Source organism: Actinosynnema sp. ALI-1.44, from assembly GCF_001984155.1.
GTDB lineage: Bacteria > Actinomycetota > Actinomycetes > Mycobacteriales > Pseudonocardiaceae > Kibdelosporangium.
This window is the reverse complement of sequence record NZ_MTQO01000046.1, coordinates 454,597-478,711: the sequence shown is the minus strand read 5'-3', so window position 1 is coordinate 478,711 and position 24,115 is coordinate 454,597. Positions and strand designations below refer to the sequence as shown.

The following is a 24,115-nucleotide window of genomic DNA, read 5'->3' as shown; positions in this document are numbered from 1 at the left end:
CGGCGTTCACGAATACTGTTGGCGCACTGTCGACTTGGCGTCCTGTGCGCGTTCTTTCACGTCGTCGGCGGCCGAACGTGCCTCGTCGGCGACGGTGGAGGTCGCCTCCTGGGCGGTGGACTTCACCTGCTGGGCCGCCTGCTGCGCCGGTTCGGTCAACCGGTCCTTGACCTGGCCGGCCACCTCGCCGAGTTGCTCGGAGTGCTCGCGCGCGAAGTCCTTGGCCTGGTCGGCGACCTGCCGCTCGGCCTTGCTGGCCGGGATCAGCGACGCGGTCAGCCAGCCTATCCCGAACGCGATCAGACCCGCGGCCAGTGGATTGCCCTCGGTCTGCCGTCGAATCGCCTGCGGTGCATCGGAAACAGCGTCGGACACCGCCGTGGTGGCGCTGTCGACCTTGTCCCGGGCGTCCGCCGCGGTGTCGGCCGCGCTGCCCATCACCTTGTCCCGCAGGTTCGTCACGCCGCGCCGAACTCGGTCTGCTCGGCGCTGTACCACCTTGCCCGGGGACACCTTGTCGGCGAGCGCGTCGACATCGGCGCTCAGGTTGTGCTGTGTCCGTTCGATTTCCCGACGGATCCGGCGGGGGTCTTCGGTGCTCATCGGTGGCCCTTCAGTGCGTCGGGTACCTGTTTGAGGGTGTCAGCGGTCTGTTCCGGCTTGGGGTTGACGTCACGTAGTTGTCTGCGTCCAGCGCTGTACAGCGCCGCGCCGATCGCTGCCCAGACGACGGCGACGATCAGGCCGGCCCAGCCCGCGTCCATGACGTTGGCCAGGCCCGCCCACAGCGCGATCGACAGGAACACCAGGACCATCAGTCCGGCGACACCCGCGCCGGACAGCATCCCCGCGCCCTTGCCGGCCTTCGCAGCCTCCACTTTGAGCTCCGCCTTGGCCAGCGCCAGTTCCTGGCGCAGCAGCGTCGACAGATCACGGGACACGTTGCCCAGCAGTTCGCCGACGGACGCGTCCGCGACATCCGGGTGTTCCGCCTGCGGCGGAGGAGTCGGGGGAACAGTCATGGCCGCACCGGCTCGGGTCCGTTCCACGGCGGGGGAGTTTGACCCTGCCCCGGATATGGCGCCTGTGGTGGATATCCCGGTGGCGGGACCTGGTCCTCGACTGGCGGTGGATACGTGTATCCAGGCGGCGGTGCCTGCCCCTCGATCGGTGGGCTCGAGTACGTCGGAGCGGGTGGTGGGTACTCGGGCGGAGCCGCCTGCGGCGGCGCGGCGGGGAGGCGGTCCGTGTCGGTCCTGCCCACGTTGTCGTCCGACGAGTCCTCTCGCTGCGTGTCGAGCACGCCCCTGGTGAGCCTGCCGACCAGCACACCGGCGAGCGCGGCGCCCGCGAGGAACACGCCGGGCTTGCGTCGGGCGAAATCACGGACTTCGTTCAACAGGTCACCGGGCTGGCGGTCGTCGAGCCACGAAGCGACCGTGCGGGTGTGCCCGGCGGCCTGGTGGATCATCTCCGGAGCGATGCCCTCACCGTCGGACTTGTTGTACATGTCGTCGAGTTGATCGGCCAGCGTGTGCAGGGTCCCGGCCGCCTTGCGCTGCCCTTCGCGTGCCTGCTCGGTCAACTGCTGGCGGCCTTCGTGCATCAGATCGCGCGCCTGCCTGCCGGTTTCCCGCGCGACTTCCCTGACCTGTTCACCGGCGGTGTCCAAGACGTGCTTGCCGCCGCCCACGGCCGTGGTACCGACCTCAGCCGCCTCGCGTTCGGCCACCTGGGGAGTGGACGGCGGATCCTGCCGACTTTGCTGGACGGGGTATCCGCCCGGCGGGTGTGTCATCGTGTTCCTCCGGGGGCTGTGTCGATCCGGCCGCGGTGTGAGTCGGCCGGTGCCGGACGTTGTCACCGGCTCTGGGCGAATACCCCTGGAGCTGCCGGATATGCACCCACCACCCACATGTGTCCGGGTTCGGCAGCGGAGGACTGGCACGAGCGGGATCAATCGATCACAACGAGGGTACTCAGGTTCCGACCAGGTCGACGAGGGGAGCCGGGATGACTGAGCGGGTCGACGTTGTCGTGGTCGGCGCTGGGCTGGCTGGGTTGAACGCGGCGTGGCACCTGCAGCGTGCGGGGCTGGATGTCGTGGTCTGCGAAGCCGGTCACGAGATCGGTGGTCGGATACGCACGGACGTGGTCGACGGGTTCCGGCTCGACCGTGGCTTTCAGGTTCTGCTGCCTGCCTACCCCGCGGTACAGGCGTTGCCTGGTCTTCGGACGCTGCGGCTCCAGCCGTTCACCAAAGGGGTGATCGCGGCGCGGGACGAACACCGGGTGGAACTGGTGCCGCCGTGGCAGAAGTGGCCTGCGATAGGTGGCTTGGCCCGACACGCCCGTGATCTCGGTGCGCTCGGCGTGCTGTCGGCACGAGACATGGTCGCTCCAAACAGGACTGTGCGTGGCCGCCCGCAGCGCTCGACGGCGTCCGAACTTTCCGCGGCCGGGCTGTCGGATGAGTTCGTCAGCACTGTGATGCGGCCTTTCCTGGCCGGCGTGTTCCTGGATCGTGACCTCATCACGTCATCGCGGATGTTCCACCTGATCTGGCGCTCATTTCTGCGCGGGGGTGGTGCCCTGCCCGCATCCGGAATGGGCGCGCTTCCGCACTTGCTCTCCTCCGTCCTACAACCGGGCACAGTGCGTTGCCACACCGCTGTCGAGGCCCTGACGGATGACGGCGTGCGCATGACGTCACGCGAAGTCATTCACGCCCGCGCCGTCGTGGTTGCCACTGACGGCACCACTGCGGCACAGCTGCTACCAGGACTGACCGCGCCGCGTTGGCACTCGGTGAAGACGTACTACTACCGGGTCTCCACGCCACCACCTGACGCCGGCACCACGCTGTTCGTCGACGCGACTCACGATCTTCTGCTGAACACCGCCGTCATCAGCAATGTCGCGCCTGGTTACGCGCCGCCTGGCCAGGCGTTGATTGCGGCATCCGTGCCAGAGCCCGTCCGACGATCCGCGGCTGGAGCAGATCGTGCGCGAGCGGCTGGCACAGCTGTACGACGCCAGCACACGCGACTGGGACCTGCTGCACGAGTACGTGATCCCTCAGGCGTTGCCGGTCATGGGGCCGCAGCACCCGCTGCGCCGACCGGTACGCGTCGCCGACGGCCGATACGTCTGCGGCGATCACCGCGACACGAGCTCCGTCCAAGGTGCGTTGGTTTCGGGCCGCCGAGCCGCGACCGCTGTGCTCGAAGGTCTGTCTCTCGCGTGATTGAGACGGGCGAAGGTGGGTAGCCGGTTGCGGAATCGACTCCCACCAAGGGGTGATGAGCCATGCCTGGAAGGGAAAGCCTGCCGAGCACAGTGCGGCGGTCGTCCAAGAAGGCCCAGGACACGTGGGTCAAAACGCATGATTCCGCGATCGAGACCTACGGTGAGGGTGAACGCGCCCACCGCACGGCCTACTCGGCGCTGAAGCACTCCTTCGAGAAGGTGGGCGACCACTGGGAGGCCAAGGACGAACGCGGGCCGTCGGACGAGCAGGCCGCGCGGAGCAACCAGGCCCGGCCCGCCGACACCGCGGGCGGCGTGGACGCCAACGCCAGCAAGAGCCACCTCTATGAACTGGCCAAGCGGTTGGGCGTGCCGGGCCGGTCCGCCATGACCAAGGCGCAACTGGTGGACGCGCTGCGGAAGGCGAACGATCGCAAGACGGCGGCGAAGCGCTCCTAAGAGAACCGCTCCTAAGAGAACCGCTTCTCGGTTTTCCGGTTGCCCGCCCCGATCGAGGGTAGGCCGGTACCATGACCTTCGAACGTGCGGTGGTGACCGGTGGCGCCGGCTTTCTCGGCACGCACGTGTGCGCCGAGTTGCTCCGATGCGGCAGCCATGTCGTGTGTGTCGACGACTTCCGTACGAGCGACGCCGGCAATGTCCGGGGTCTGCTCGACAACCCGCGGTTCGAGATGCGTGTGGCGGACGTGATCGAGCCGTTCGACGTGCCGGGCACCGTGGACCTGGTGCTGCACCTCGCGTGTCCGGCATCTCCGGTGGACTACCTCGGAATGCCGGTGGACACCCTGCGTGCCGGGGCTTTCGGGACGTTGCACGCGTTGGAACTCGCGCTGCGCAAGAACGCTCGTGTCGTGGTGGCGTCGACCAGTGAGGTCTACGGCGACCCTCTGCAACACCCGCAGCGAGAGACCTATTGGGGCAACGTCAACCCCATCGGTCCCCGCAGTGTGTACGACGAGGCGAAACGGTTCGGCGAGGCGCTGACGACGGCCTATCGCCGAGAACGCGGTGTCCAGGCCGGAATCGTCCGCATCTTCAACACGTACGGGCCTGGTATGCGGCCGGACGACGGTCGTATGGTCCCCACCTTCCTCCGCCAGGCGCTGGCCGGTGAACCGCTGACGGTGCACGGCACAGGCGATCAGACCCGGTCGCTGTGCTACGTGGACGATTTGGTACGCGGTCTGCTGGCGATGGCGCGGTCCACTGAGCCGGGGCCGGTGAACCTGGGCAACCCCGAGGAGGTCACGGTGCTCGAGGTGGCCGAGCGGGTGATCGCGGCGACGGGCAGCCGGTCGGCGATCCGCCACGTGGCGCCGATGGCGGACGACCCGCGCAGGCGGTGCCCCGACATCGGGCTGGCGACAAAGCGGCTGGGGTGGTGGCCGGAAGTGTCACTGCGGGACGGCCTGCGTGCGATGGCGGACCGATCCGCCCGCCCGCTCGTCGACTAGCGAAGTCCACAGCAGACGGAAAGGCGAACCATGCGGGTTCTGGGTATCAACGCGATCTTCCACGATCCGGCCGCGGCGCTCGTGGTCGACGGCGAGATCGTCGCTGCCGCTGAGGAGGAACGGTTCTCACGGCGCAAACACGGCAAACGTCCTGTGCCGTTCTCGGCGTGGGAGCTGCCGGAACAGGCCGCGAGATGGTGCCTGGAGAGCGCCGGGCTGGAGCCGGGGAATCTGGACGCGGTGGCTTACTCCTACGATCCTGCGCTGGTCGAGCCGCACCAGGCGGGCCTGGACGAACAATGGGAGGACCTGCGCACCCAGTACGCCCGGCGCTCGCCGTACTTCCTGGCCACGGCGTTGCCAGGACTCGATCCGGACATCGTGCGGTTCGTACCGCACCACGTGGCGCACGCCGGATCGACCGGGCTCGCCGCTCCGTTCGACGGCGACTGCGCGGTGCTGGTGTCCGATGGACGCGGCGAATGCGCGTCCCACCTGGCCGGGAGCTATCGCGGCCACCATCTGGAGACCTTCGCCGCGCAACGGCTCCCGCACTCACTGGGGCTGATGTACGAGGAGTTGACCGAGCACCTCGGTTTCCTCCGATCGAGCGACGAGTACAAGGTCATGGCGTTGGCGTCGTACGCGAAGCCGAAGCACCTGGACCTGATGAGGGAACACGTCCACGCCACCGGTGACGGCGGCTTCGTCGTTCGCCCGATCGACTGGGCCACGTTGGCCAAGCGCCGGGACCCTGCGGGCGAGATGACCGAGGAACACGCGGAGCTGGCGGCGAGTGTCCAGGTCAGGGTGGAGGAAGTCCTGCTGGACCTGGCCAGGTGGCTGCACGACCGGACAGGGCAGCGCAATCTGGCGATGGCGGGCGGAGTAGCGCTGAACTGCGTGGCGAACACGCGGATCTTCGCCGACGGCCCGTTCGAGAACGTCTGGATCCAACCGGCCGCCGGGGACGCCGGAACCGCGCTGGGAGCGGCGCTGCACCTGGCGGCACAGGCGGGCGAACCCGCCACCGCGATGCCCGGTGCGGACCTGGGGCGCGGGTGGTCCGACGAGGAGATCCGCGGCTACCTGGAGCGTGCCAGGATCGCCTACTCCGAGCCGGCCGACGTGGCGGCCGAGGTCGCCACGGCATTGGCCGACGACCAGATCGTCGCCTGGTTCCAGGGGCGCAGCGAGTACGGCCCCCGTGCCCTGGGGCGCCGGTCGCTGCTGGCTCACCCGGGCCGCGCGGGCAACCTGGAGCGGCTCAACGACGTGAAAGGACGCGAGCAGTTCCGGCCGGTCGCGCCGATGGTGCTCGCCGACCGGGCGGCCGGGATCTTCGGCCGCGGTCCCCTTCCCAGTCCCTACATGCTTTTCGTGCACGACGTCCGTCCGGAGTGGAAGGACCGGATCCCGGCGGTGGTGCACGTGGACGGCACGGCTCGCCCGCAGACCGTCGACCCGGCCCGCGAGCCGTTGCTGGCGCGGATGCTGACCGCGTTCGACCGGCTCACCGGTCTGCCCGTGGTGGTCAACACGAGCCTGAACACAGCGGGCAGGCCCATGGTGGACGATCCACGCGACGCGTTGGAGTGCTTCGGGTCCGCGCCGGTGGACCTGCTCGCCATCGGGCCTTTCGTGGTGCGCAGGGCAGGGGCAGCGGCATGACTGTCGACTACACCGTGGTGATCCCCACGACCTGCCGCGAAAGCCTGACCGCGGTGCTCGAAACCGTCCTCAACGGTGATGGTCCTGCGCCGAGTGCGGTGATCGTGGTCGACGACCGGCGTGACCCGGTCGCGGGAGTGATCTTTCCGCCCGGCGTTCGGGTGTTGCGCACCGGCGGTCGGGGCCCGGCGGCGGCGCGCAACGCCGGTTGGCGGGCAGCGAACACCGAGTGGGTCGCGTTCCTGGACGACGACGTGCTGCCGCCGAGCGACTGGCCCGTCGCGCTGACGAAGGACTTGGCCGGTGTGCCGCCCGATGTGGCGGCCAGCCAGGCGCGGATCACCGTGCCGCTGCCTTCGGAGCGCAGACCGACCGATTGGGAGCGCAACACCGCGGGACTGATGGTCGGCACCTGGATCACCGCCGACATGGCCTACCGGCGGGCCGTTCTCCACCAGGTCGGCGGGTTCGACGAACGCTTCCCTCGTGCCTACCGCGAGGACGTGGAGCTGGCGCTGCGCGTGCTGGACGCGGGCCACAAGATCGTGACCGGGCAGCGCGAAACGACCCACCCGGTCCGGCCAGCCGGGTTCTTCGTCAGCGTGCGCGCGCAGCGGGGCAACGCCGACGACGCGCTGATGCGACGCCTGCACGGCCGTGGCTGGCGCAAGGCGGTCGGTGGTCATCCCAGCCGGATGCACTGGCACCTGCTCACCACGGCGGCCGCTGCGGGGGCAGTCCTGTTCGGGCTGAGCCGTCGACGGGCGGTCGCGATCCTGGCCGGTGTGCTGTGGGCGGGGCTGACCGCTCACTTCGCCGGTCAGCGGATCGCTCCCGGCCCCAGGACTCCCGGCGAGATCGCCCGCATGCTGGTGACCAGCGTCGCCATCCCGCCGGCCGCCTGCTGGCACCGGCTGCGCGGAGAACTCCGGGTCCGGTTGTGAACATCCTGGTGTTGCGCGCACTCGGACTCGGTGACCTGCTCACCGGTGTCCCGGCCTTGCGCGCACTACGGCGGGCGTACCCCTCCGCGAGCATCACACTGGCCGCGCCCGCGTGGCTGTCCGATGTCGTGGCCAGGATCGACGCGGTGGATCGCCTCGAGCCCACCGAAGGCCTCGTTCCGATTCGATGGCACGGACCGGCGCCCGACCTCGCGGTGAACCTGCACGGCAGCGGACCACAGAGCACCGACCTGTTGGCACATCTGGAACCCAGCAGGCTGATCGCCCATCGCGAGTGGGTCGACGACCAACACGAGATGGACCGCTGGTGCCGGTTGCTCACCGATCACGGCATTCCCGCGGACCCGTGGGACTTCCGGCTGGGCGATACGCGGCACGGCGGACCAGTGGTGGTCCACCCCGGGGCCAGTCACGGCTGCAGGCGCTGGCCCGCGGACAGATACGCCCACATCGTCCGTGCCGTCGCAGGTGAGGTCGTCGTGACCGGCGATGCCAGCGAGCGAGAACTGGTCGAGGAGGTCGCCGGACCCGCACCGACGCGGATCGGTGGTGACATGACCGGTCTGCTGGACCTTGTCGCCAACGCGCGGCTCGTCATCTGCGGTGACACTGGAGTGGCCCACGTGGCGACGGCCTATGGCACGCCGTCCGTGGTCCTGTTCGGTCCGGTTTCTCCCGAGCACTGGGGGCCGAAGTCGGGACCACACCGGGCGTTGTGGCACGGACGAACCGGTGACACGTTCGCCGACCAGCCCGACCCTGGACTGTTGACGATTTCCGTGGCCGAGGTGCTGGCCGCCGTGGCCGACGTGACAGGAGGTGAACGGTGGCATCGCAACGCATCGCGGTCGTCGGCGCGGGCTACGTCGGCCTGACGGCCGCCGCGTGTTTCGCCCGGCTCGGCCACGACGTGGTCTGCGTCGACGTGGACAAGGCCAAGGTGGACGCCCTGTCCCGCGCGGACGTCAGCCTGCACGAGCCCGGCCTCGCGCCGATCGTGTCCGCGGAGCTGGGTACGGGCAGACTGCGGTTCGTGCACGGTCTGCCCGACGACCTGTCTGAAGTGGACTTCGTGTTCGTCGCGGTACCGACACCGACCGGGGCGGACGGGGCAGCCGACCTCAACGCCGTGGACACCGTCTTGGACCAAGTACGGGACCGGCTCTCCGCCAACACTGTCGTGGTGGTCAAGTCCACCATCCCCGTCGGCACAGTCAGCCGCCTCACCGCGCTCCTGAACCGTCCGGACATCGCGGTGGTGTCCAATCCGGAGTTCCTCCGCGAAGGGCACGCGGTCGAGGATTTCCTCCACCCGCAACGAGTGGTCGTCGGTTCGGAGAACCAGACCGCGGCCAGGCGGGTGGCGTCGCTGTACGCGGGAACGCGAGCGCCGACACTGATCACCGGCAGTGCCAGTGCCGAACTGGTCAAGTACGCCAGCAACTGCTTTCTGGCGATGAAACTCTCCTATGTCAACTCGCTGGCCGAACTGTGCGAACAGCTCGGCGCCGACATCGCGGACGTCACCGAGGGCATGCGCCTCGACCAGCGGATCGGGTCCACGTTCCTCACGCCTGGCCCCGGGTGGGGCGGGTCGTGCCTGCCCAAGGACACCAAGGCCCTGTTGGCGACAGCACTGTCCGCCGAGGTGGATTTCTCCTTGCTGGACGCCACGATCGCCACCAACTCCCGCCAGGCACACCGCGTGGTCGCCAAAGTGCGTGACGCGGCCGGTGGTTCACTCACAGGTGTCCGTGTCGGCCTGCTGGGGCTGACGTTCAAAGCGGGCACGGACGACGTCCGGGACTCACCGGCGTTGGCGGTCGCCGAACTGCTGGCAGCCGAAGGCGCCGAGCTGACCGGGTATGACCCGTGCGTTCCCGGAGGCGACGCTGTCGGCTCGGTTCGAGTCGTGGCGTCGCCGTACACGGCGATCGACGGCGCGTCCGTGGTCGTGGTGCTCACCGAGTGGCCCGAGTTCGCCGAACTGGACTGGAAACGGGTGGGTGACGGCGGCCGGGCGGTGGTCGTCGACACCCGTGATCTGCTGCCGGTGAAGAAGGTCCGGGAAGCGGGCATCCGGCTGGTCGCTGTCGGAAAACCCCTTGTAGGGCAGAATAATCACAGAGAGTAGTAGTGGCGGTTCGCTGGTTTACTCACTACTTCTCCGGCAATCTCCGTCTGTATGCGACCCACCGCGGTGCTCTTCGACCGAGACGGCACCTTGATCAAAGACGTTCCGTACAACGGGAACCCGGCTCGCGTCGAACCGTTCCCACTGGCGGGCAGGGCGTTGGGGCACCTGCGCGCTCACGGGGTGCGTACCGGAGTGGTGACCAACCAGTCCGGCATCGCACGCGAACTGATCTCGAGGTCCCAAGTGGAGCAGGTGAATGCTCGAGTGGACGAGATGCTCGGCCCGTTCGACACGTGGCAGATGTGCCCGCACGGCCCTGAGGACGGCTGCGCGTGCCGCAAACCTGCCCCGGGGATGATTCTCGCCGCGTGTGCGCGCCTGGGCGTTCGTCCGGCGGACGCGGTGGTGATAGGCGACATCGAAAGCGATGTCCTGGCGGCTCGCAACGCGGGTGCCCGGTCGGTTCTTGTTCCGACGCCGGTGACGCGTGCCGACGAGGTCCGCCGCGCCCCGGTGATCGCACCGGACCTGATGACGGCCGTGAAGTGGGTGTTGTCGTGAAGGCGTTGGTCGTGCGATTGGACAGCGATGGCGATGTGCTGACCGCCGGTCCTGCCGTCCGGGCGGTCGCGAACAGCGCGGAGGTCACGTTCCTGTGTGGACCGAAGGGCAGGCAGGCCGCGGACGTCCTGCCGGATATGACCGAGGTGTGGCAGTGGGCCTGTCCGTGGATCCTCCCAGACCCGCCTGAGGTGTCCAAGGAGGAGGTCGACGACCTGCTCGCCGGGTTCGCCCGGTTCGACGTCGCGCTGGTGCTGACGTCGTTCCACCAGTCCCCGTTGCCGATGGCGCTGCTGCTGCGCATGGCCGGGGTCCGCCGGATCGCGGCGATCTCGGTCGACTACCCGGGATCTTTGGTGGACCACCGAATCCGGCCGGGCGTCGACCTCGACGACGACCAGCCCGAGCCACTCAAGGCGCTGCGTGTCGCACAGGCCGCGGGGTTCACCCTGCCGCCTGGTGACGACGGGAGCCTTCGCGTGCGCACCCCGCCGGACACCGGCGAGCTGACCGGTCGAACGCCGTACGTGGTCGTGCACCCAGGCGCGTCCGTCCCGGCACGGGCATGGTCACCCGATCGGTGCGCCGAAGCCGTGATCGCCTTGGGCGAAGCCGGGTACCGGGTCGTGGTCACCGGCGGGCCTGACGAGAAGGAGTTGACGTCACACGTCGCCGGGGTGGACGGGCTGGATCTGGGCGGTCGAACCACCTTCCCCGAGTTGGCGGGCGTACTCGCGGGCGCGGACGCCGTGGTGGTGGGCAACACCGGTCCAGCGCATCTGGCCGCCGCGGTCGCAACCCCTGTCGTGTCGCTGTTCGCACCGGTGGTTCCGGCATCGCGGTGGGCACCGTACGGCGTACCGGTCGAGATGCTCGGCGATCAGGACGCGCCCTGTCGTGACACTCGTGCCACTCACTGTCCGGTGGCAGGTCATCCCTGCCTGAACTCGATCACCGCGGCTGACGTCGTCGCCGCGGTGCGGAGGCTGACATGAACATCCTCGTGTGGCACGTGCACGGCTCGTGGACCACGTCGTTCGTGAGCGGCGGGCACATGTACCTGTTGCCGACCGGTCCGTGGGGCGGCGGCAGGCTCGGCAGGGACTGGCCCGCGGGCGCCGTCGAGGTACAGGTCGACGGCCTGCGGGACGTGCCTGTCGACGTCGCTGTCGTGCAGAGCCCCGACCAGGTCGAAGTGGCGGAGAGACTCGGTGTTCCGATGATCTACGTCGAGCACAACACCCCGGTGGGTGACGTGCCCCGCACCCGGCATCCCGTCGCCGACCGCGACGACATCACGCTCGTCCACGTCACCCACTTCAACCGACTGATGTGGGACTCCGGCGAAGCACCGACGAGGGTGATCGAACACGGGATCCCGGATCCGGGCGAGCAGTACTCCGGCGAGATGAAGCGGGTCGCCGTGGTGAGCAACGAACCGGTCCGCCGCGGCCGCGTCACCGGCACAGACCTGTTCCCGTTCTTCGCCGCGGAGGCGCCGCTCGACGTGTTCGGGATGGGCTTGGCGGGCCTGCCTGACGTCACCTGCCACGGTGACCTGCCGACGGAACGGCTGCACGAGGAAATGGCCCGGCGCCGGGTGTACCTGCACCTGACACGGTGGACGTCGCTGGGCCTGTCGTTGATCGAGGCGATGCACCTGGGCATGCCGGTGCTGGCGTTGGCCACGACCGAGGCGACCAGGGCGGTACCGCCGGACGCCGGGATCGTCTCGGCGAACCCCGACGAGCTGATCGAAGGACTGAAGCGCCTGTTCGCGGAGCCCGACACGGCCCGCCACATGGGCAAACAGGCGCGTGAACACGCACTGGCCCACTACGGGCTGGCCAGGTTCCTACGCGACTGGGACGAGCTGCTGATGGAGGTGAGCACATGAGGATTGCGATGGTTTCCGAGCACGCCAGCCCGTTGGCCAAGCTCGGTGAGGTCGACGCGGGCGGCCAGAACGTGCACGTCGCGGCGTTGTCCGCGGCGTTGTGCCGACTGGGGCACGAGGTCGTCGTGTACACCCGGCGAGACACGCCGGACCTGCCCGCGGAGGTGTCCGTGTCCAGCGGATACCGTGTCGTACACGTTCCGGCCGGGCCCGCGCGACGGGTCGGCAAGGACGAGATGCTGCCGTACATGGGCGATTTCGCCGCCCACCTGCGCGGACACTGGACGGGGACACGGCCCGACGTGGTGCACGCGCATTTCTGGATGTCCGGCCTGGCCTCGATTCTGGCCGCGCGTGACCTGGATGTGCCTGTGGTGCAGACGTTCCACGCGCTGGGCACCGTCAAGAAACGCCACCAGGGCGACGCGGACACCAGTCCGGTCGAGCGGATCCCCATCGAGCGGCTCGTGGCCAACCAGGCGGCGCGCATCGCGGCGACCTGCACCGACGAGGTGCTGGAGCTGACCAGGATGGGCGTGCCGCGCGGCCGGATCTCGGTCGTGCCGTGCGGGGTGGACGCCGACCTGTTCACCCCCGGCGGAACCGTCGATCCACACCGGATCGTCGCGACGGGCAGACTCGTGACCCGCAAAGGGTTCGACACGATCATCGCGGCACTGGCCGGGTTGCCGGGCGTCGAACTGGTGATCGCGGGCGGCCCGCCGAGTGAACGGCTCGGTACGGATCCCGAGGCCGAGCAGTTGCGGCGACAAGCCGCGGAGTGGGGTGTGGCGGACCGGGTACGCCTGGTCGGTTCCGTGTCCCGAGCGGATATGCCTCAGCTGTTGCGGTCCGCCGCCGCTGTGGTGTGCACACCGTGGTACGAGCCGTTCGGCATCGTTCCGCTGGAGGCCATGGCCTGCGGTCGCCCGGTCGTCGCATCCGCGGTGGGCGGCCTGACCGACACCGTGGTGCACAAGGTGACTGGCTTGCACGTTCCGCCGCGTTCGCCTCGTGCGCTGACAGAGGCGTTGCGGCAACTGCTTGACGACGAGGTGGTGAACCAGTCCTACGGCCTGGCGGGGCGAGACCGCGCGATGGCTCGATACACCTGGGGCCGCATCGCCCAGGACACGGTGAGTACCTACGCACGGGTTTGCGCGACCCAGCGGGCGGATCAACTCGTGGGGGAGGGGCAATGAATCCACGTACCCACATCGACGCTTTGGCGCGGACGTTGGACGCGCTTCGCGGCCACAGCAACATGCTCGTGCGCTGGGGTCGAGTCATGGCCGAGCAACTGCCCACCGGTGCGCGACTGCTGGCAGCGGGCAACGGCGGGTCGGCCGCGGAAGCCCAGCACCTGACCGCTGAACTGGTCGGTCGCTACCGCACTGACCGGAACCCGTACTCGGCCATCGCGCTGTGCTCGGAGTCCTCCAGCGTCACCGCGATCAGCAACGACTACGGCTACGACGAGGTCTTCGCCCGCCAGGTCACCGCCCACGGCCGGAGCGGTGACATCCTCGTGCTGCTGTCCACATCGGGGCACAGCAACAACCTCCTGCAAGCCGCGCGGGCAGGCGCACGGTGCGGGCTGACAGTGTGGGCGATGACCGGCGCCCGGCCCAATCCGCTCGCCGACCTCGCCGACGAGACCCTTGCCCTGCCCGGCGACGCATGCACTGTGCAGGAAGCGCAACTGGCTGCCGTGCACATCCTTTGCGAGGCCTTCGAGGCGGCTGTCGGCCTACCGGCCGCCGAGACGCAACGGCAAGTCTCATGAACCTCGCCGTCGTGGGAGACACCTTGCTCGACGTCGACGTGGTCGGAACAGCCACCCGGCTGTGCCCCGACGCGCCAGTTCCCGTCGTCGACGTGACGAGCGAGAACGCGCGCCCGGGGGGCGCTGGTCTTGCCGCGTTGCTGGCACACGGTGTCGACGTGACACTGGTGACCGCGATCGCCGATGACTCGGACGGTGATCGACTACGCAAAGCACTGGGCGACATGACAGTTGTCGCGGGGCTTTCCTGGGCGGCGACACCGGTCAAGACGCGTCTGCGCTGCGCCGGGCAGTCACTGGCTCGGATCGACCGCGGCGGTTGCGGTGATCCCGTCGTGACCGACGAGATGCTTGACGCGATCGAGTCGGCCGACGCGGTCCTGGTCTCCGACTACGGCCGTGGCCTGACCAAGGACGTTCGTCTGCGGTCGGTCTTGGGCAACGCTGACCTGGTTGTGTGGGATCCGCACCCGCGTGGCTCGGTACCGGTCGCGGGCGTTCGACTCGTGACCCCGAACGCCGCCGAGGCCGCTTCGGCGTGCGGAGCCGGTCCCGCACAGGCCGCTGGCATGCTGCGTGACATCTGGCTCGCCGACGGCATCGTGGTGACCACCGGCTGCGACGGCGCCGTCCTGGACGTCGGCGACGGACCGATCACCGTCAACGCGCCCAAGACCCAGGTCGTCGACCCGTGCGGCGCCGGCGACTGTTTCGCGGCGACCGTCGCTGTTCGGATGATGCACGGCGCCGACGCGTTCGATGCCGTGCAGGCCGGTGTGGGCGCCGCGAGCCGGTTCCTCGGCGACGGCGGAGCCGCTGGACTCATTGTCTCGGAAGGAGAAAGGTGATGAACACAGTTCTGGTCACCGGAGGTGCCTCCGGACTGGGGGCCGCGGTCGCCGCCGCGGTCATCGACGAAGGCGGACGCGCGATCGTCCTCGACAAGGCCGCCCCCACCGCTGCGGTGACGGACTTCGTACCAGTGGACCTGTCCGACAGCGCCGCGGCCGAACAGGCCGTCGCCGAAGCGGTGGACCGCAACGGCGGACTGGACGGTGTGGTCACGGCGGCGGGCATCGACAGCTGCGGCCAGCTCGACCAAGTATCCACTGAGGACTGGGAGCGGGTGGTCAGGGTCAACCTCCTCGGCACGGTCGCCGTCGTGCGGGCCGCGCTGCCCCATCTGGAGCGCTCACGGGGCCGGGTCGTGACGGTGGCGTCGACGTTGGGACTGCGCGCACTGCCGGACGCGACGGCCTACTGCGCCTCGAAGTTCGGCATCGTCGGGTTCACCAGGGCGCTGGCCGCCGAGACCGCCGGCCGGATCGGGGTGACACTGCTCGTGCCCGGCGGAATGCGAACGTCGTTCTTCGACGGCAGGGCGGAGCAGTACCGGCCGCCGGACATGAACAAGCTCAACGCGCCGGAAAACGTGGCCGCCACGGTGGTCCACGTGCTCAACCAGCCGCCTGGGTGCGAGGTCAGGGAACTGGTGGTCTGCGCTTCCAACGAACCGTCATGGCCCTGATGCCGCACTCGGCCGAGGAGATCCGCCGGATCGTCGCCGGGCACCGCGCCGCCCGGCGGCGGATCGTCTTCACCAACGGCTGCTTCGACATCCTGCACCGCGGCCACGTCGAATACCTGAAGCAGGCCAAGCGCCTCGGCGACGTGCTGATCGTCGCGGTGAACGACGACGCGAGCGTGTCCCGGCTGAAGGGGCCCGCACGGCCGGTGAACACGGTGTCCGACCGATCCGCCGTCCTCGATGGACTGTCCAGTGTGGATCACGTAGTGGAGTTCGGTGAGGACACCCCGATCCGGCTCATCGAACTGGTCCGGCCGGACGTGTACGTCAAAGGCGGCGACTACACGCCGGACAGGCTGCCGGAAGCCGCGGTGGTCCGGTCGTGGGGTGGCGAGGTCGTCGTGGTCGGGCACGTCGCGGACCGGTCGACCACGGCCGTGATCGACCGGATCAGAGCACCAAGCGGTTAGGGACAACCAGGTCGCGGCCGCACGCCGCGCGGTGGGATCATGGCCACACCTCGTCCGGGTCCAGGTCCGGCCTGCCACCCGCGTGGTCGACTGTTCGCGCGGCGGCGGCAACCGACATCCTCGCGGCATCGTACGGGCCGAGGCCCGAGTCCAAGCCAACAGTCAGCGCGGCGACAAGCGCGTCCCCGGCGCCGGTCGTGTCCTTCACCGTGGTGTCACCCAACGGGAACACGGCCTGACCATCGTTCCACAGGAAGACGTTCGCCTCGGCCGTTGCGAGGACCACGAGGTCGGGGCCGCGTCGCAGCAGGCCCTGGCCCACCGTCAATGCGTTGTCCACTGTGTCCAGCTTCGCTCCGGTCAGCTGCTCGCCCTCCTGCTGGTCCATGCGGAGTACGTCTGCGCTCGCCAGCAGTTGCTCCGCCCGAGGCACTCCGTCGAGCACGATCCGCGCTCCGCGAGCCTGCTGTACCGCGGCCACCGCCGTCTCGGTCGGTTGCTGGAGTTGAACGATCACGGAGTGGGCATTGGCGAACGCCGACTTCGCGGCACCGATGTCAGCAGGGGTGTCCAGGACCTCGTCCGGGATGTCCTCGAAGTAACGCCAACTGCCGTCCGGGGTGACCACGTCGACGATCAAGGCTGACACGGTGTCCGGTTGCCGTCGCACGTAGGCAGTTTCGACGCCGCTGAGTTCGGCCTGTGCGACCAGCCAGCCCGCGGTCTCGTCGGAACCGATGGCACCGATCAACGTGACCGCGTTGCCGAGTTGGGCGGCTGCGACAGCGATGTTGGCACCTTTGCCGCCAAGCAACTCGCGCCGCTCGCTGACCTCCGTTCTCGACCCGATGTCCGGCATGTGCGGAACCACCAGAACGAGATCACGAGCCACCTGCCCGACCACCACGGTATTCGGAATCGCCATGATGAGGCGATACCCACCTGATCATCCCTGAACCCGGATTTCATCACACCGGCCCCCGGCAGCTGTACCGCTTGGTGCCGTGTGTGCTTGAGTTTCGCCCCTGGATGGCGGGGTATGGGCATGGAGTGAACAGGAACGACACGAGCAAGGACATCGCAGTCGGCTTACTCGTCGATCCAGGCCTGGCTGCGAAGCTGGCCGACCGGCTGCACGGCTCCCTGCCGGAACGCCTGCGCGCGGCGGTGGACGACACAGTCAGGTGGACGGTCGACACCGTGCAGGATCCGTTCGAGGCGATGTACCCGGACATCGGTCTGCTGATGGAGAAGGCGTGCGCACACGTCCGGGGAACCGTGTGGGATCTGGTGATCTGCGTGACCGATCAGCCGATGCTGAACGGCAGAGACGTCGTGGCAGCGAGTCTGCACACGGCCGAGCGTGTCGCGGTGATCTCGTTACCGGCGCTCGGCGGGCTCCACCATCATCGGCTGCACACGGTCGTGATGGCTGCGGTTGCCTGTCTTCTCACGGAGGACGGAACGCGGGAGACCGGTTTGCGGCGGAACCTGCCCATGCCCACCTACTCGGTGTTCCGGTCGGACGCGCACCTGGACGTGATTCTGCGCAGGCGCTGGGCGTTGTTTCAGGCCGTGGTGGGAATGGTCCGGGTCAACCGGCCGTGGCGGTTGTTCCGCGGCCTGTCGATGGCTCTGGCCGGTGCGTTGGCCGGCATGACGTTCGGCATCCTGTACTCGACGATCTGGACCCTCGCGTCAGCGCTCGGCACGGTGCGACTGATCGCGGTCACCGGCGTGGGTGTCGCCGTGTTGGCGGTCTGGATCATCGCGGGACACGAATTGTGGGAGAGCGGGAAGCGTGATCCGGAGATCCGGCTGCGGAACATCAGCACCGTCGCCACAGTCGCTGTCGGTGCGGTCGCGTTCTTCGCGACGTTGTTCCTGATCGCGCTCGCCGCGGTCGCGCTGGTCGTCCCGCCCGCGTACCTCGCCGGTGTGCTCGGCCATCCGGTCGGTTTTCCCGATTACCTGACCATCGCGCTGATGGCCAGCGTGCTTGGCACCCTGGCGGGCGCGGTGGGATCCGGTCTGGAGAACGACACCGCCGTGCGGGAAGCCACCTACGGTTACCGTGCACGCCAACGACGCGACAGGGTCGAACGCGACGCCGAGAGCGGCACGACGCCCACCCAGCGATACCGCAGGGACTGACCACGAGAGGTGCCCCAGCCCGCGCCGGGGCACCCGGTGGTCAGGACGACTGCACCGCCTTGACCAGCTGGTCCCTGGTCATCCCGGACGTGCCGTCGATGCCCGCGTTGCGGGCCTGCTGGAGCAACTCCTGCTTGGTGGCCTCGCCCGGCTGGTCCCCGAGGTGCCGGGCCCGGCTCGCGGCGAAGGCCTCGCCCAGCTCCGCGCGCCTGCTGTCGTCGAGAGCGGCATGCATACGGGGCAGGACGTGGGTTTCCTCTTCCCGCACGTGGTGGGTGACGGCTTCGACGACCTTGGCCAGCACCTCGTCGTAGCGGGCCGAGGTCGGATCCGCCTTGGCGAGTTCGACCAGCAGTTTCTCGGCCTCGGCGTGTTCGTGCTGGCTGTGTTCGATCTCCTCGATCTCGCCGACCTCGCGTTTGCCGACCGGGTACACCTCTGCTTCCTCGGCCCGGCTGTGCGCCACCAGCAGCGCGCACACGACCGGGGTGAGCAGCGGGCGTTTCCGCGGACTGTTCTTCAGTTCGTCGAACAGCCGCTCGACCTCGCGGTGGTCGTCCATGATCAGTTCGATGACGTCCACGGGTACCTCCATGCAGTTCGGGTAACGATTCGAGATGTACCCACTGCGGCCGGATTCACTCATGGCCCTGAGCCGTCCCGGAAGGGCGGACGCTGAACCTGGCTGCCACCTGCCGAAACGGCGCGGCATCGCGTCGCCATGCCCGGTTGCCGAGCAGACGGAGGCCGTTCAGGCCGACCAGGATCGTGGAGCCTTCGTGGCCTGCGACACCCAGTGGCAGGGGGAGTGTGCCGAGCAGGTCCCAGGCGACGAGGACGCAGATGATGACGACGGCGATCGTGAGGTTGGCGATGACGAGCCGTTGAGCGCGTCGTGCCAGTGCGACGACCGAGGGCAAGGTGGTGAGGTCGTCCCGAGTGATCACGATGTCCGCTGTGTTCAGTGCGAGGTCGGATCCGTTTCCTCCCATGGCTGTTCCGATGTGGGCAGCCGCCAAAGCCGGGGCGTCGTTGACGCCGTCGCCGACGACCATCACATTCGCCCCGCTCTGGTGGATGCCATGGATCACGGCGACCTTGTCCTGAGGGAGCAGGTTCGCGCGGACTTCCGAGATGCCGGTTTCGCTGGCGACTCGTGCCGCGGAACGAGGGTTGTCTCCTGTGAGGAGTACCGGTGTTGTCCCGGTGAGCCTCGCCAACCGTGTGATGGTGTCCGCGGCGCCGGGACGCACGCGGTCGGTGAACCCGAGAAGCCCGGCTGGGACCTCGTCGACGTAGATCACGGCCACCGTGTGGCCGTCGTTCTCCAACGCGGCGACCAGGTTCAGCGCGTCGCCGGTCAGGTGGTCACGGCAGTTGCTGACGTCGATGCGGCGGGACCCGACATGGGCGCTGATGCCGCGGCCGGGAATGGAGGTGAAGTGATCCGGCTGGCCGACCGGCAGGTGGTGTGCGGCGGCTACGACGGCTTTCGCAAGGGGGTGTTCGGACGGGTACTCGGCGGTGGCCGCCAGGGCGAGCAACTCCTCGGTGTCGCTGACAGCGCCACCTGGAAACGCTTGAACGTGGACCAGTTGTGGAGTTCCTTCGGTCAACGTGCCGGTCTTGTCGAAGGCCACCTGGTCGACCGTCGCCAGTTTCTCCATGACGACAGCGGATTTGACGAGTACACCGTGACGTCCGGCGTTCGCGATCGCTGACAACAGCGGTGGCATCGTGGCGAGCACGACCGCGCAAGGGGAAGCGACGATCATGAACGTCATGGCACGCAACAAGGTCGGCTCCAATGCGGCGCCGAACAGCAGCGGGATGACGAACAACGCGACCGTCGCCGCGACCATGCCGATCGAATAGCGCTGCTCGAACTTCTCGACGACCATCTGGGCGCGTGCTTTGGTGGCGCTCGCGTCTTCGACCAAGGTCGCGATCCGGGCGATCACGGTGTCGCCGGCTGGGCGGGTGATGCGGACCTTGAGCATCCCGGTGCCGTTGAGCGTGCCCGCGAAGACCTCGTCGCCGGGGTGTTTGGCGACCGGCAGCGGTTCGCCCGTGATGGTCGCCTGGTCGACGTCGCTGCCGCCGTCGACGACCTGTCCGTCACCGCCGACGCGTTCGCCGGGCCGGATCAGGATCACGTCGCCGACGTCCAGGTCGGCGGTGTCGACCACGTCCTCGCTGCCTGCTGTGAGACGGCTCGCGCGTTCGGGAGTGAGGGCGAGCAGTTCGTGGACGGAGTCCTTGGTGCGTTTGGTCGCGATGGCTTCCAGGGCTCCGGAGGTGGCGAAGATGACGATGAGCAGGGCACCGTCGAAGACCTGACCGATCGCGGCGGCACCGATCGCCGCCGCGACCATCAGCAGATCGACGTCGAGTGTCCGTTCTCGCAACGCCTGGAGACCCGACCAGGCGGGTTCCCACCCGCCGGTGACGTAACAGGCGAGGTACAAGGCCCACGACAGCCATGGCGGGCCGTCAACGAGATGCGTCACGAGGCCCAGCACGAACAGCATGGTCGCGGTGGTGGCCCATCGGACTTCGGACAACGACCAGGCTCTGGCCCGTCGGCGTGTGCTGGCCGGTCGCACTTCGGGACGAGCGCCTACCTGAGTGATCACGTGACTATCTATATGCGCAATCGTGCAGATACGCAAGTAGTGGACTGGTGGGTATGGTGGTCCGATGCACACGGAGCTGCCGGAATTTGAGATGCCCAACGACGAACAGGTGCATCTGGCCGCGGAGACGTTCCGGATGCTGACCGACCCGACCCGGATCAAGATCCTGTGGGCCTTGTTGCAGGGAGAGTCTTCAGTCGCCTGCTTGGCGGAGCTGGCGGGGGCCGCACCGACGGCCGTGAGCCAGCACTTGGCCAAACTACGCCTCGCCGGTCTCGTTCGTGGCCGCCGCGTCGGCACATTCGTGTACTACTCGGCCGCGAACAACCACGTCCGGAGCCTGTTGGACCAAGCGCTGTTCCACGCGGACAAGATCGAACAGGGTTCGTCGGCGACCGGCTGAGTACCCCTGCGGTCCAAGGCCGTGGGCGGTGATCGTTTCGTGGGACTTGATGATTCCATGCCGGAATGAACGATCACCAGGTCGCTCGGATCGGCCCGAGGTCATCAGGGCGGAGAGCCGGGGCTTTCCGACTCGCTACCGAGGGTGCGGGGAACATGGCGGATACCGAGAGCTGTACCGCGAACTCCTGCCGCCCGCACTGCGATCGGCCTACCGCGAGCTGTCCGCGATGCCGTTGCGAACACCGCACATCACGTCGGATGAGCCGTGGATCCCCTGGGAGCTGGTACTTCCGTACGACGCCGACGGGCCGGGATCGGTCGTCGAGGACGATCACTGGTGCGTCCGGTTCGAGCTGACCGCTGGCTCGCCGGGCAGGCGGCCCCGCCTGCGCGCGTCACGGCACGATCGGCGGTGTTCCTGGAGGTGTCCGAGCCATCCGGCGCTGATCCCTTGCCTGCCGTGTGGGGTGAGCGCGCACGACTGCAGGTCACCGACCGGCCCGCCGCCTTCCTCGCGGCGGAGTTCTACGACCGGCTGGCCACCGGCGCGACCGTCGGCCGAGCGATGACGAAGGCCAGGCTGACCACCCGGCGACGCTGGCCGGACGACCCGACTTGGCTGGCCAACAGCGTCTACGCCCATCCGAACACGACGGTCGCGTTCCGGCTGGATGTCGCCTAGCGGCCACTGGTCAAGGCTGCTGTGCGAGCACTTCGGGGTTGAGCAGGCAGCGTGGGCGTTGCCCGGCCAGACCGGCGAACAGGTTCTCGACGGCGAGCAGGCCCATCGCGGTCCGGGTTTCGACGGTGGCGCTGCCCAGGTGCGGCAGCAGGGTGACGTTGTCGAGGCTGAGCAGGGACTCGGTGACGGCGGGTTCACGTTCGTAGACGTCGAGTCCGGCGGCGAAGATCTCACCGGTGCGCAGTGCGTCGGCGAGGGCTTGCTCGTCCACGATGGGACCGCGTGCGGTGTTCACCAGTACGGCTGTTGATTTCATGTGGTGGAAGGCGTCGGCGTTGAACAGGTGCCGGGTTTCCGGCGTCAACGGGGTGTGCACGCTCACCACGTCGGCCTCGGCCAGCAGGGCCGCCCATTCGCGCCACTCGACCTGTGCCTCCTGCTCGGCGTCGGCGGGCAGCCGGACCACGTCGGTGTAGATCACCCGCATGCCGAACCCGAGGGCCCGCCGCGCCACCGCGCGGCCGATCCGGCCGCAGCCGACGATGCCGAGTGCCTTGCCGTACAGGTCGTGGCCGAGCATCATCCGCGGGTCCCAGATCCACGGCGTGCTCGTGCGGATCAGCCGGTCGCCCTCAGCCACCCGGCGTGTGCTGGCCAGGACCAGCGCCCAGGCCAGGTCCGCGGTCGCTTCGGTGAGCACGTCGGGGGTGTTGGTCACCAGCACGCCGCGGCGGGTGCATTCGGCCAGGTCGACGTTGTCGAACCCGACCGCGTGGTTGGCGACGACCTTCAGGCCGGGTCCCGCCGCGTCGAGGAGTTCCGCGTCGACCTTCTCGGTGAGGATGGTCAGCAGCCCGTCCTTGCCCGCGGCCCGGCGCAGCAGTTCGGCACGGGGGATCGCGTCCGGTGGACCCTGGTAGAGGTCCAGTTCGCAGCGGCCGGACAGGGCTGTCATCGCCTCCGCCACGAGCTCACGGGTCACCAGAACGGCCGGTTCAGCCATGCGACACCTCACGGAGCAGGTCGTTCAACGCCGCGGTCGCGGCCTGGATGTTGTCGATGGTGTTGGCGTAGGAGAACCGAAGGTATCCCTCGCCGTACGAGCCGAACGCGGTTCCCGGCAGGCACGCCACGCCCGCGCGCTGCAGCATCATATCGGCCAGGTCAGCCGCGGGCAGGCCGACCTCGCGCACATTGGGGAAGGCGTAGAAGGCTCCGGCGGGCACCACACAGGACACTCCCGGCACGGCGTTGAGGCCGGACACGATGACGTCCCGGCGTTGCCGGAAGGCCTCCGCCATCCGGTCGACGTCGTCCCACGGTCCGCGCAGCGCGGCGATCGCCGCGTGCTGGCTGAACGCCGACGTGCACGACACGGAGTTGATCACCAGTCGGCTGACCGGTTCGACCAGTGCCTCGGGGAACACGCCGAACCCCAGCCGCCAGCCGGTCATCGCGAACGTCTTGGACCAGCCGTCGAGCAACACCGTGCGGGCGGCCATCCCGTCGACGTCGAGCACGCTGTGGTGCTTGCCGTCGTACTGCAACGCCCAGTAGACCTCGTCGGACAACACCACGAGATCGTGTTCGATGGCGATGGCGGCGATCGCCTCGGCCTGTTCGGCGGACATCGCACTGCCGCACGGGTTGTGCGGCGAGTTGAGGATCAGCAGCTTGGTGCGGTCGGTGACCAGCGACGCCAACTCGTCCGGGTCGATGGTGAAGTCGTTGGCCTCCCGCAACGGCACCGCGACCGGCCGGGCCCCGGCGAACGCCGCGATCGACGCGTACATCGGGAAGCCGGGGTCGGGGTAGAGCACCTCGTCACCCTCCTGGCACAGAGCCATGATCGTGAAGAACATGATCGGCTTGGCACCGGGAGTGACCACGACCCTGTCCGGGGTGGTGCTCATCCGCCCGGTCCGATCCAGGAACTCCGCGACCGCGAGTCGCAGTTCCGGGATGCCGGGCGCCGGGACGTAGTGGGTATGACCGCTGTGCAGCGCCTCCGCCGCGGCCGCCGTGATATGCGGTGGCGTGTCGAAATCCGGTTCACCGATCTCCAGGTGGATGATCTCGCGCCCACCTCGCTCCAACTCCTTGGCCCTGGCCAACACCTCGAACGCCGACTCGGTTCCCAGTCGTCGCATCCGATCCGCCAACTTCACAGGCTCGGCTCCTTCCGCACGCCTCGGCACACCTTGTTCATCTTCACGGCTTACCCGGCGTGGCGGCTACGTAAGAAATATGGGTTCTCTACCTAATTAATTCTGGTGCCGGGGCGGGTGGTCGCGTCCACTGAGGATTGTCAGCGGAAGGCGCTGCGTGGGCGGCCGTGCCGCTACTCGGCCTGTTGCGAAGCGCGCTGGACGCGGTGACGGTCGGTGCGGCGGGACCGGGCCAGTCCACCGGCGATCACGCTGATCAGCGCCAACGCGGCTGCCACGGTGGGCACGGTCCGTCCGGCGCCGAACATCGTCGCGTTGTGCCTTCGGGTCT

Annotated in this window: 26 protein-coding genes and 1 pseudogene; 18 read left to right on the top strand and 9 right to left on the bottom strand. The window is 68.5% G+C overall.

Annotated features, from left to right (window positions below; translation table 11 throughout):
• Positions 1-6: 6 nt before the first annotated feature.
• The 3 genes from ALI144C_RS25075 to ALI144C_RS25065 are packed head-to-tail and all read right to left on the bottom strand — an operon-like array spanning position 7 to position 1,798.
• Positions 7-603 carry a DUF3618 domain-containing protein gene (locus tag ALI144C_RS25075; RefSeq protein ID WP_076989561.1) on the bottom strand — a complete coding sequence of 199 codons (597 nt, stop codon included), beginning with the start codon at positions 601-603 and terminating at the stop codon, positions 7-9.
• A complete protein-coding gene (locus ALI144C_RS25070) occupies positions 600-1,022 on the bottom strand; it encodes a phage holin family protein (RefSeq protein ID WP_076989630.1) in 423 nt (140 codons plus the stop codon). The genes ALI144C_RS25075 and ALI144C_RS25070 overlap by 4 nt, the downstream gene beginning before the upstream one ends.
• The gene (locus ALI144C_RS25065; RefSeq protein ID WP_143230844.1) at positions 1,019-1,798 is read right to left on the bottom strand and encodes a hypothetical protein; all 780 of its coding nucleotides are present in this window, start codon (positions 1,796-1,798) and stop codon (positions 1,019-1,021) included. The genes ALI144C_RS25070 and ALI144C_RS25065 overlap by 4 nt, the downstream gene beginning before the upstream one ends.
• A gap of 215 nt (positions 1,799-2,013) precedes the next feature.
• Here ALI144C_RS25065 and ALI144C_RS58700 point away from each other — a divergent pair.
• From ALI144C_RS58700 to rfaE2, 15 genes and pseudogenes are all read left to right on the top strand, one after another.
• Positions 2,014-3,247, top strand: a pseudogene (locus tag ALI144C_RS58700) (NAD(P)/FAD-dependent oxidoreductase).
• Positions 3,248-3,309: 62 nt separating this feature from the next.
• Positions 3,310-3,708, top strand: a complete 399-nt coding sequence (locus ALI144C_RS25055) for a ChaB family protein (protein WP_076989559.1) — start codon at positions 3,310-3,312, stop codon at positions 3,706-3,708.
• Positions 3,709-3,779: 71 nt separating this feature from the next.
• Positions 3,780-4,724 carry an NAD-dependent epimerase/dehydratase family protein gene (locus tag ALI144C_RS25050; protein ID WP_076989558.1) on the top strand — a complete coding sequence of 315 codons (945 nt, stop codon included), beginning with the start codon at positions 3,780-3,782 and terminating at the stop codon, positions 4,722-4,724.
• A 30-nt stretch (positions 4,725-4,754) separates the two neighbouring features.
• Positions 4,755-6,395, top strand: coding sequence for a carbamoyltransferase family protein (locus tag ALI144C_RS25045; RefSeq protein WP_076989557.1), 1,641 nt, complete (start codon positions 4,755-4,757; stop codon positions 6,393-6,395).
• Positions 6,392-7,339, top strand: a complete 948-nt coding sequence (locus ALI144C_RS25040; protein WP_076989556.1) for a glycosyltransferase family 2 protein — start codon at positions 6,392-6,394, stop codon at positions 7,337-7,339. Before ALI144C_RS25045 ends, ALI144C_RS25040 begins: the two co-directional genes overlap by 4 nt.
• On the top strand, positions 7,336-8,235 hold the full coding sequence (locus ALI144C_RS25035) for a glycosyltransferase family 9 protein (protein ID WP_083753354.1): 900 nt from the start codon (positions 7,336-7,338) through the stop codon (positions 8,233-8,235). The genes ALI144C_RS25040 and ALI144C_RS25035 overlap by 4 nt, the downstream gene beginning before the upstream one ends.
• Positions 8,187-9,494 carry a UDP-glucose dehydrogenase family protein gene (locus ALI144C_RS25030; protein ID WP_076989555.1) on the top strand — a complete coding sequence of 436 codons (1,308 nt, stop codon included), beginning with the start codon at positions 8,187-8,189 and terminating at the stop codon, positions 9,492-9,494. The genes ALI144C_RS25035 and ALI144C_RS25030 overlap by 49 nt, the downstream gene beginning before the upstream one ends.
• A 51-nt stretch (positions 9,495-9,545) precedes the next feature.
• The gene (locus ALI144C_RS25025) at positions 9,546-10,058 is read left to right on the top strand and encodes a D-glycero-alpha-D-manno-heptose-1,7-bisphosphate 7-phosphatase (RefSeq protein WP_076989554.1); all 513 of its coding nucleotides are present in this window, start codon (positions 9,546-9,548) and stop codon (positions 10,056-10,058) included.
• Positions 10,055-11,053, top strand: a complete 999-nt coding sequence (locus ALI144C_RS25020; RefSeq protein ID WP_076989553.1) for a glycosyltransferase family 9 protein — start codon at positions 10,055-10,057, stop codon at positions 11,051-11,053. Before ALI144C_RS25025 ends, ALI144C_RS25020 begins: the two co-directional genes overlap by 4 nt.
• Positions 11,050-11,955: a glycosyltransferase gene (locus ALI144C_RS25015; protein WP_076989552.1), complete on the top strand. Its 906-nt coding sequence runs from the start codon at positions 11,050-11,052 to the stop codon at positions 11,953-11,955. The genes ALI144C_RS25020 and ALI144C_RS25015 overlap by 4 nt, the downstream gene beginning before the upstream one ends.
• Positions 11,952-13,157 carry a glycosyltransferase gene (locus ALI144C_RS25010; RefSeq protein ID WP_076989551.1) on the top strand — a complete coding sequence of 402 codons (1,206 nt, stop codon included), beginning with the start codon at positions 11,952-11,954 and terminating at the stop codon, positions 13,155-13,157. The genes ALI144C_RS25015 and ALI144C_RS25010 overlap by 4 nt, the downstream gene beginning before the upstream one ends.
• Positions 13,154-13,741 (top strand): D-sedoheptulose-7-phosphate isomerase, encoded by a 588-nt coding sequence (locus ALI144C_RS25005; protein ID WP_076989550.1) that lies wholly within the window; start codon positions 13,154-13,156, stop codon positions 13,739-13,741. Before ALI144C_RS25010 ends, ALI144C_RS25005 begins: the two co-directional genes overlap by 4 nt.
• A gap of 11 nt (positions 13,742-13,752) precedes the next feature.
• The gene (locus ALI144C_RS25000; protein WP_237774297.1) at positions 13,753-14,589 is read left to right on the top strand and encodes a PfkB family carbohydrate kinase; all 837 of its coding nucleotides are present in this window, start codon (positions 13,753-13,755) and stop codon (positions 14,587-14,589) included.
• The gene (locus tag ALI144C_RS24995; protein WP_076989548.1) at positions 14,589-15,269 is read left to right on the top strand and encodes an SDR family oxidoreductase; all 681 of its coding nucleotides are present in this window, start codon (positions 14,589-14,591) and stop codon (positions 15,267-15,269) included. The genes ALI144C_RS25000 and ALI144C_RS24995 overlap by 1 nt, the downstream gene beginning before the upstream one ends.
• A complete protein-coding gene (gene rfaE2 / locus ALI144C_RS24990) occupies positions 15,260-15,739 on the top strand; it encodes a D-glycero-beta-D-manno-heptose 1-phosphate adenylyltransferase (protein ID WP_076989547.1) in 480 nt (159 codons plus the stop codon). The genes ALI144C_RS24995 and rfaE2 overlap by 10 nt, the downstream gene beginning before the upstream one ends.
• A 37-nt stretch (positions 15,740-15,776) precedes the next feature.
• On the opposite strand, the gene ALI144C_RS24985 is transcribed toward rfaE2, so the two are convergent.
• Positions 15,777-16,664 (bottom strand): PfkB family carbohydrate kinase, encoded by an 888-nt coding sequence (locus tag ALI144C_RS24985; RefSeq protein WP_076989546.1) that lies wholly within the window; start codon positions 16,662-16,664, stop codon positions 15,777-15,779.
• A 125-nt stretch (positions 16,665-16,789) separates the two neighbouring features.
• Here ALI144C_RS24985 and ALI144C_RS24980 point away from each other — a divergent pair, with 125 nt between their 5' ends.
• A complete protein-coding gene (locus tag ALI144C_RS24980; protein ID WP_076989545.1) occupies positions 16,790-17,893 on the top strand; it encodes a hypothetical protein in 1,104 nt (367 codons plus the stop codon).
• A 40-nt stretch (positions 17,894-17,933) separates the two neighbouring features.
• Here the strand turns inward: ALI144C_RS24980 and ALI144C_RS24975 are convergent, their stop codons facing one another.
• Both ALI144C_RS24975 and ALI144C_RS24970 read right to left on the bottom strand, forming a co-directional pair.
• The gene (locus tag ALI144C_RS24975; protein WP_237774296.1) at positions 17,934-18,476 is read right to left on the bottom strand and encodes a hemerythrin domain-containing protein; all 543 of its coding nucleotides are present in this window, start codon (positions 18,474-18,476) and stop codon (positions 17,934-17,936) included.
• Positions 18,477-18,531: 55 nt separating this feature from the next.
• Positions 18,532-20,529 (bottom strand): heavy metal translocating P-type ATPase, encoded by a 1,998-nt coding sequence (locus ALI144C_RS24970; protein WP_441297573.1) that lies wholly within the window; start codon positions 20,527-20,529, stop codon positions 18,532-18,534.
• A 64-nt stretch (positions 20,530-20,593) separates the two neighbouring features.
• Here ALI144C_RS24970 and ALI144C_RS24965 point away from each other — a divergent pair, with 64 nt between their 5' ends.
• Together ALI144C_RS24965 and ALI144C_RS24960 are read left to right on the top strand one after the other, a co-directional pair.
• On the top strand, positions 20,594-20,932 hold the full coding sequence (locus tag ALI144C_RS24965) for an ArsR/SmtB family transcription factor (protein ID WP_076989542.1): 339 nt from the start codon (positions 20,594-20,596) through the stop codon (positions 20,930-20,932).
• Positions 20,933-21,271: 339 nt separating this feature from the next.
• Positions 21,272-21,616 carry a hypothetical protein gene (locus ALI144C_RS24960; protein WP_143230843.1) on the top strand — a complete coding sequence of 115 codons (345 nt, stop codon included), beginning with the start codon at positions 21,272-21,274 and terminating at the stop codon, positions 21,614-21,616.
• 10 nt (positions 21,617-21,626) lie between these two features.
• Here the strand turns inward: ALI144C_RS24960 and ALI144C_RS24955 are convergent, their stop codons facing one another.
• The 3 genes from ALI144C_RS24955 to ALI144C_RS57710 all read right to left on the bottom strand — a co-directional run bounded on the left by ALI144C_RS24955 (position 21,627) and on the right by ALI144C_RS57710 (position 24,092).
• Positions 21,627-22,619 carry a 2-hydroxyacid dehydrogenase gene (locus tag ALI144C_RS24955; protein WP_076989540.1) on the bottom strand — a complete coding sequence of 331 codons (993 nt, stop codon included), beginning with the start codon at positions 22,617-22,619 and terminating at the stop codon, positions 21,627-21,629.
• A complete protein-coding gene (locus tag ALI144C_RS24950) occupies positions 22,612-23,784 on the bottom strand; it encodes a pyridoxal phosphate-dependent aminotransferase (protein ID WP_076989539.1) in 1,173 nt (390 codons plus the stop codon). Before ALI144C_RS24950 ends, ALI144C_RS24955 begins: the two co-directional genes overlap by 8 nt.
• A 173-nt stretch (positions 23,785-23,957) precedes the next feature.
• Positions 23,958-24,092 (bottom strand): DUF6223 family protein, encoded by a 135-nt coding sequence (locus ALI144C_RS57710; RefSeq protein WP_237774295.1) that lies wholly within the window; start codon positions 24,090-24,092, stop codon positions 23,958-23,960.
• Positions 24,093-24,115 lie beyond the last annotated feature (23 nt).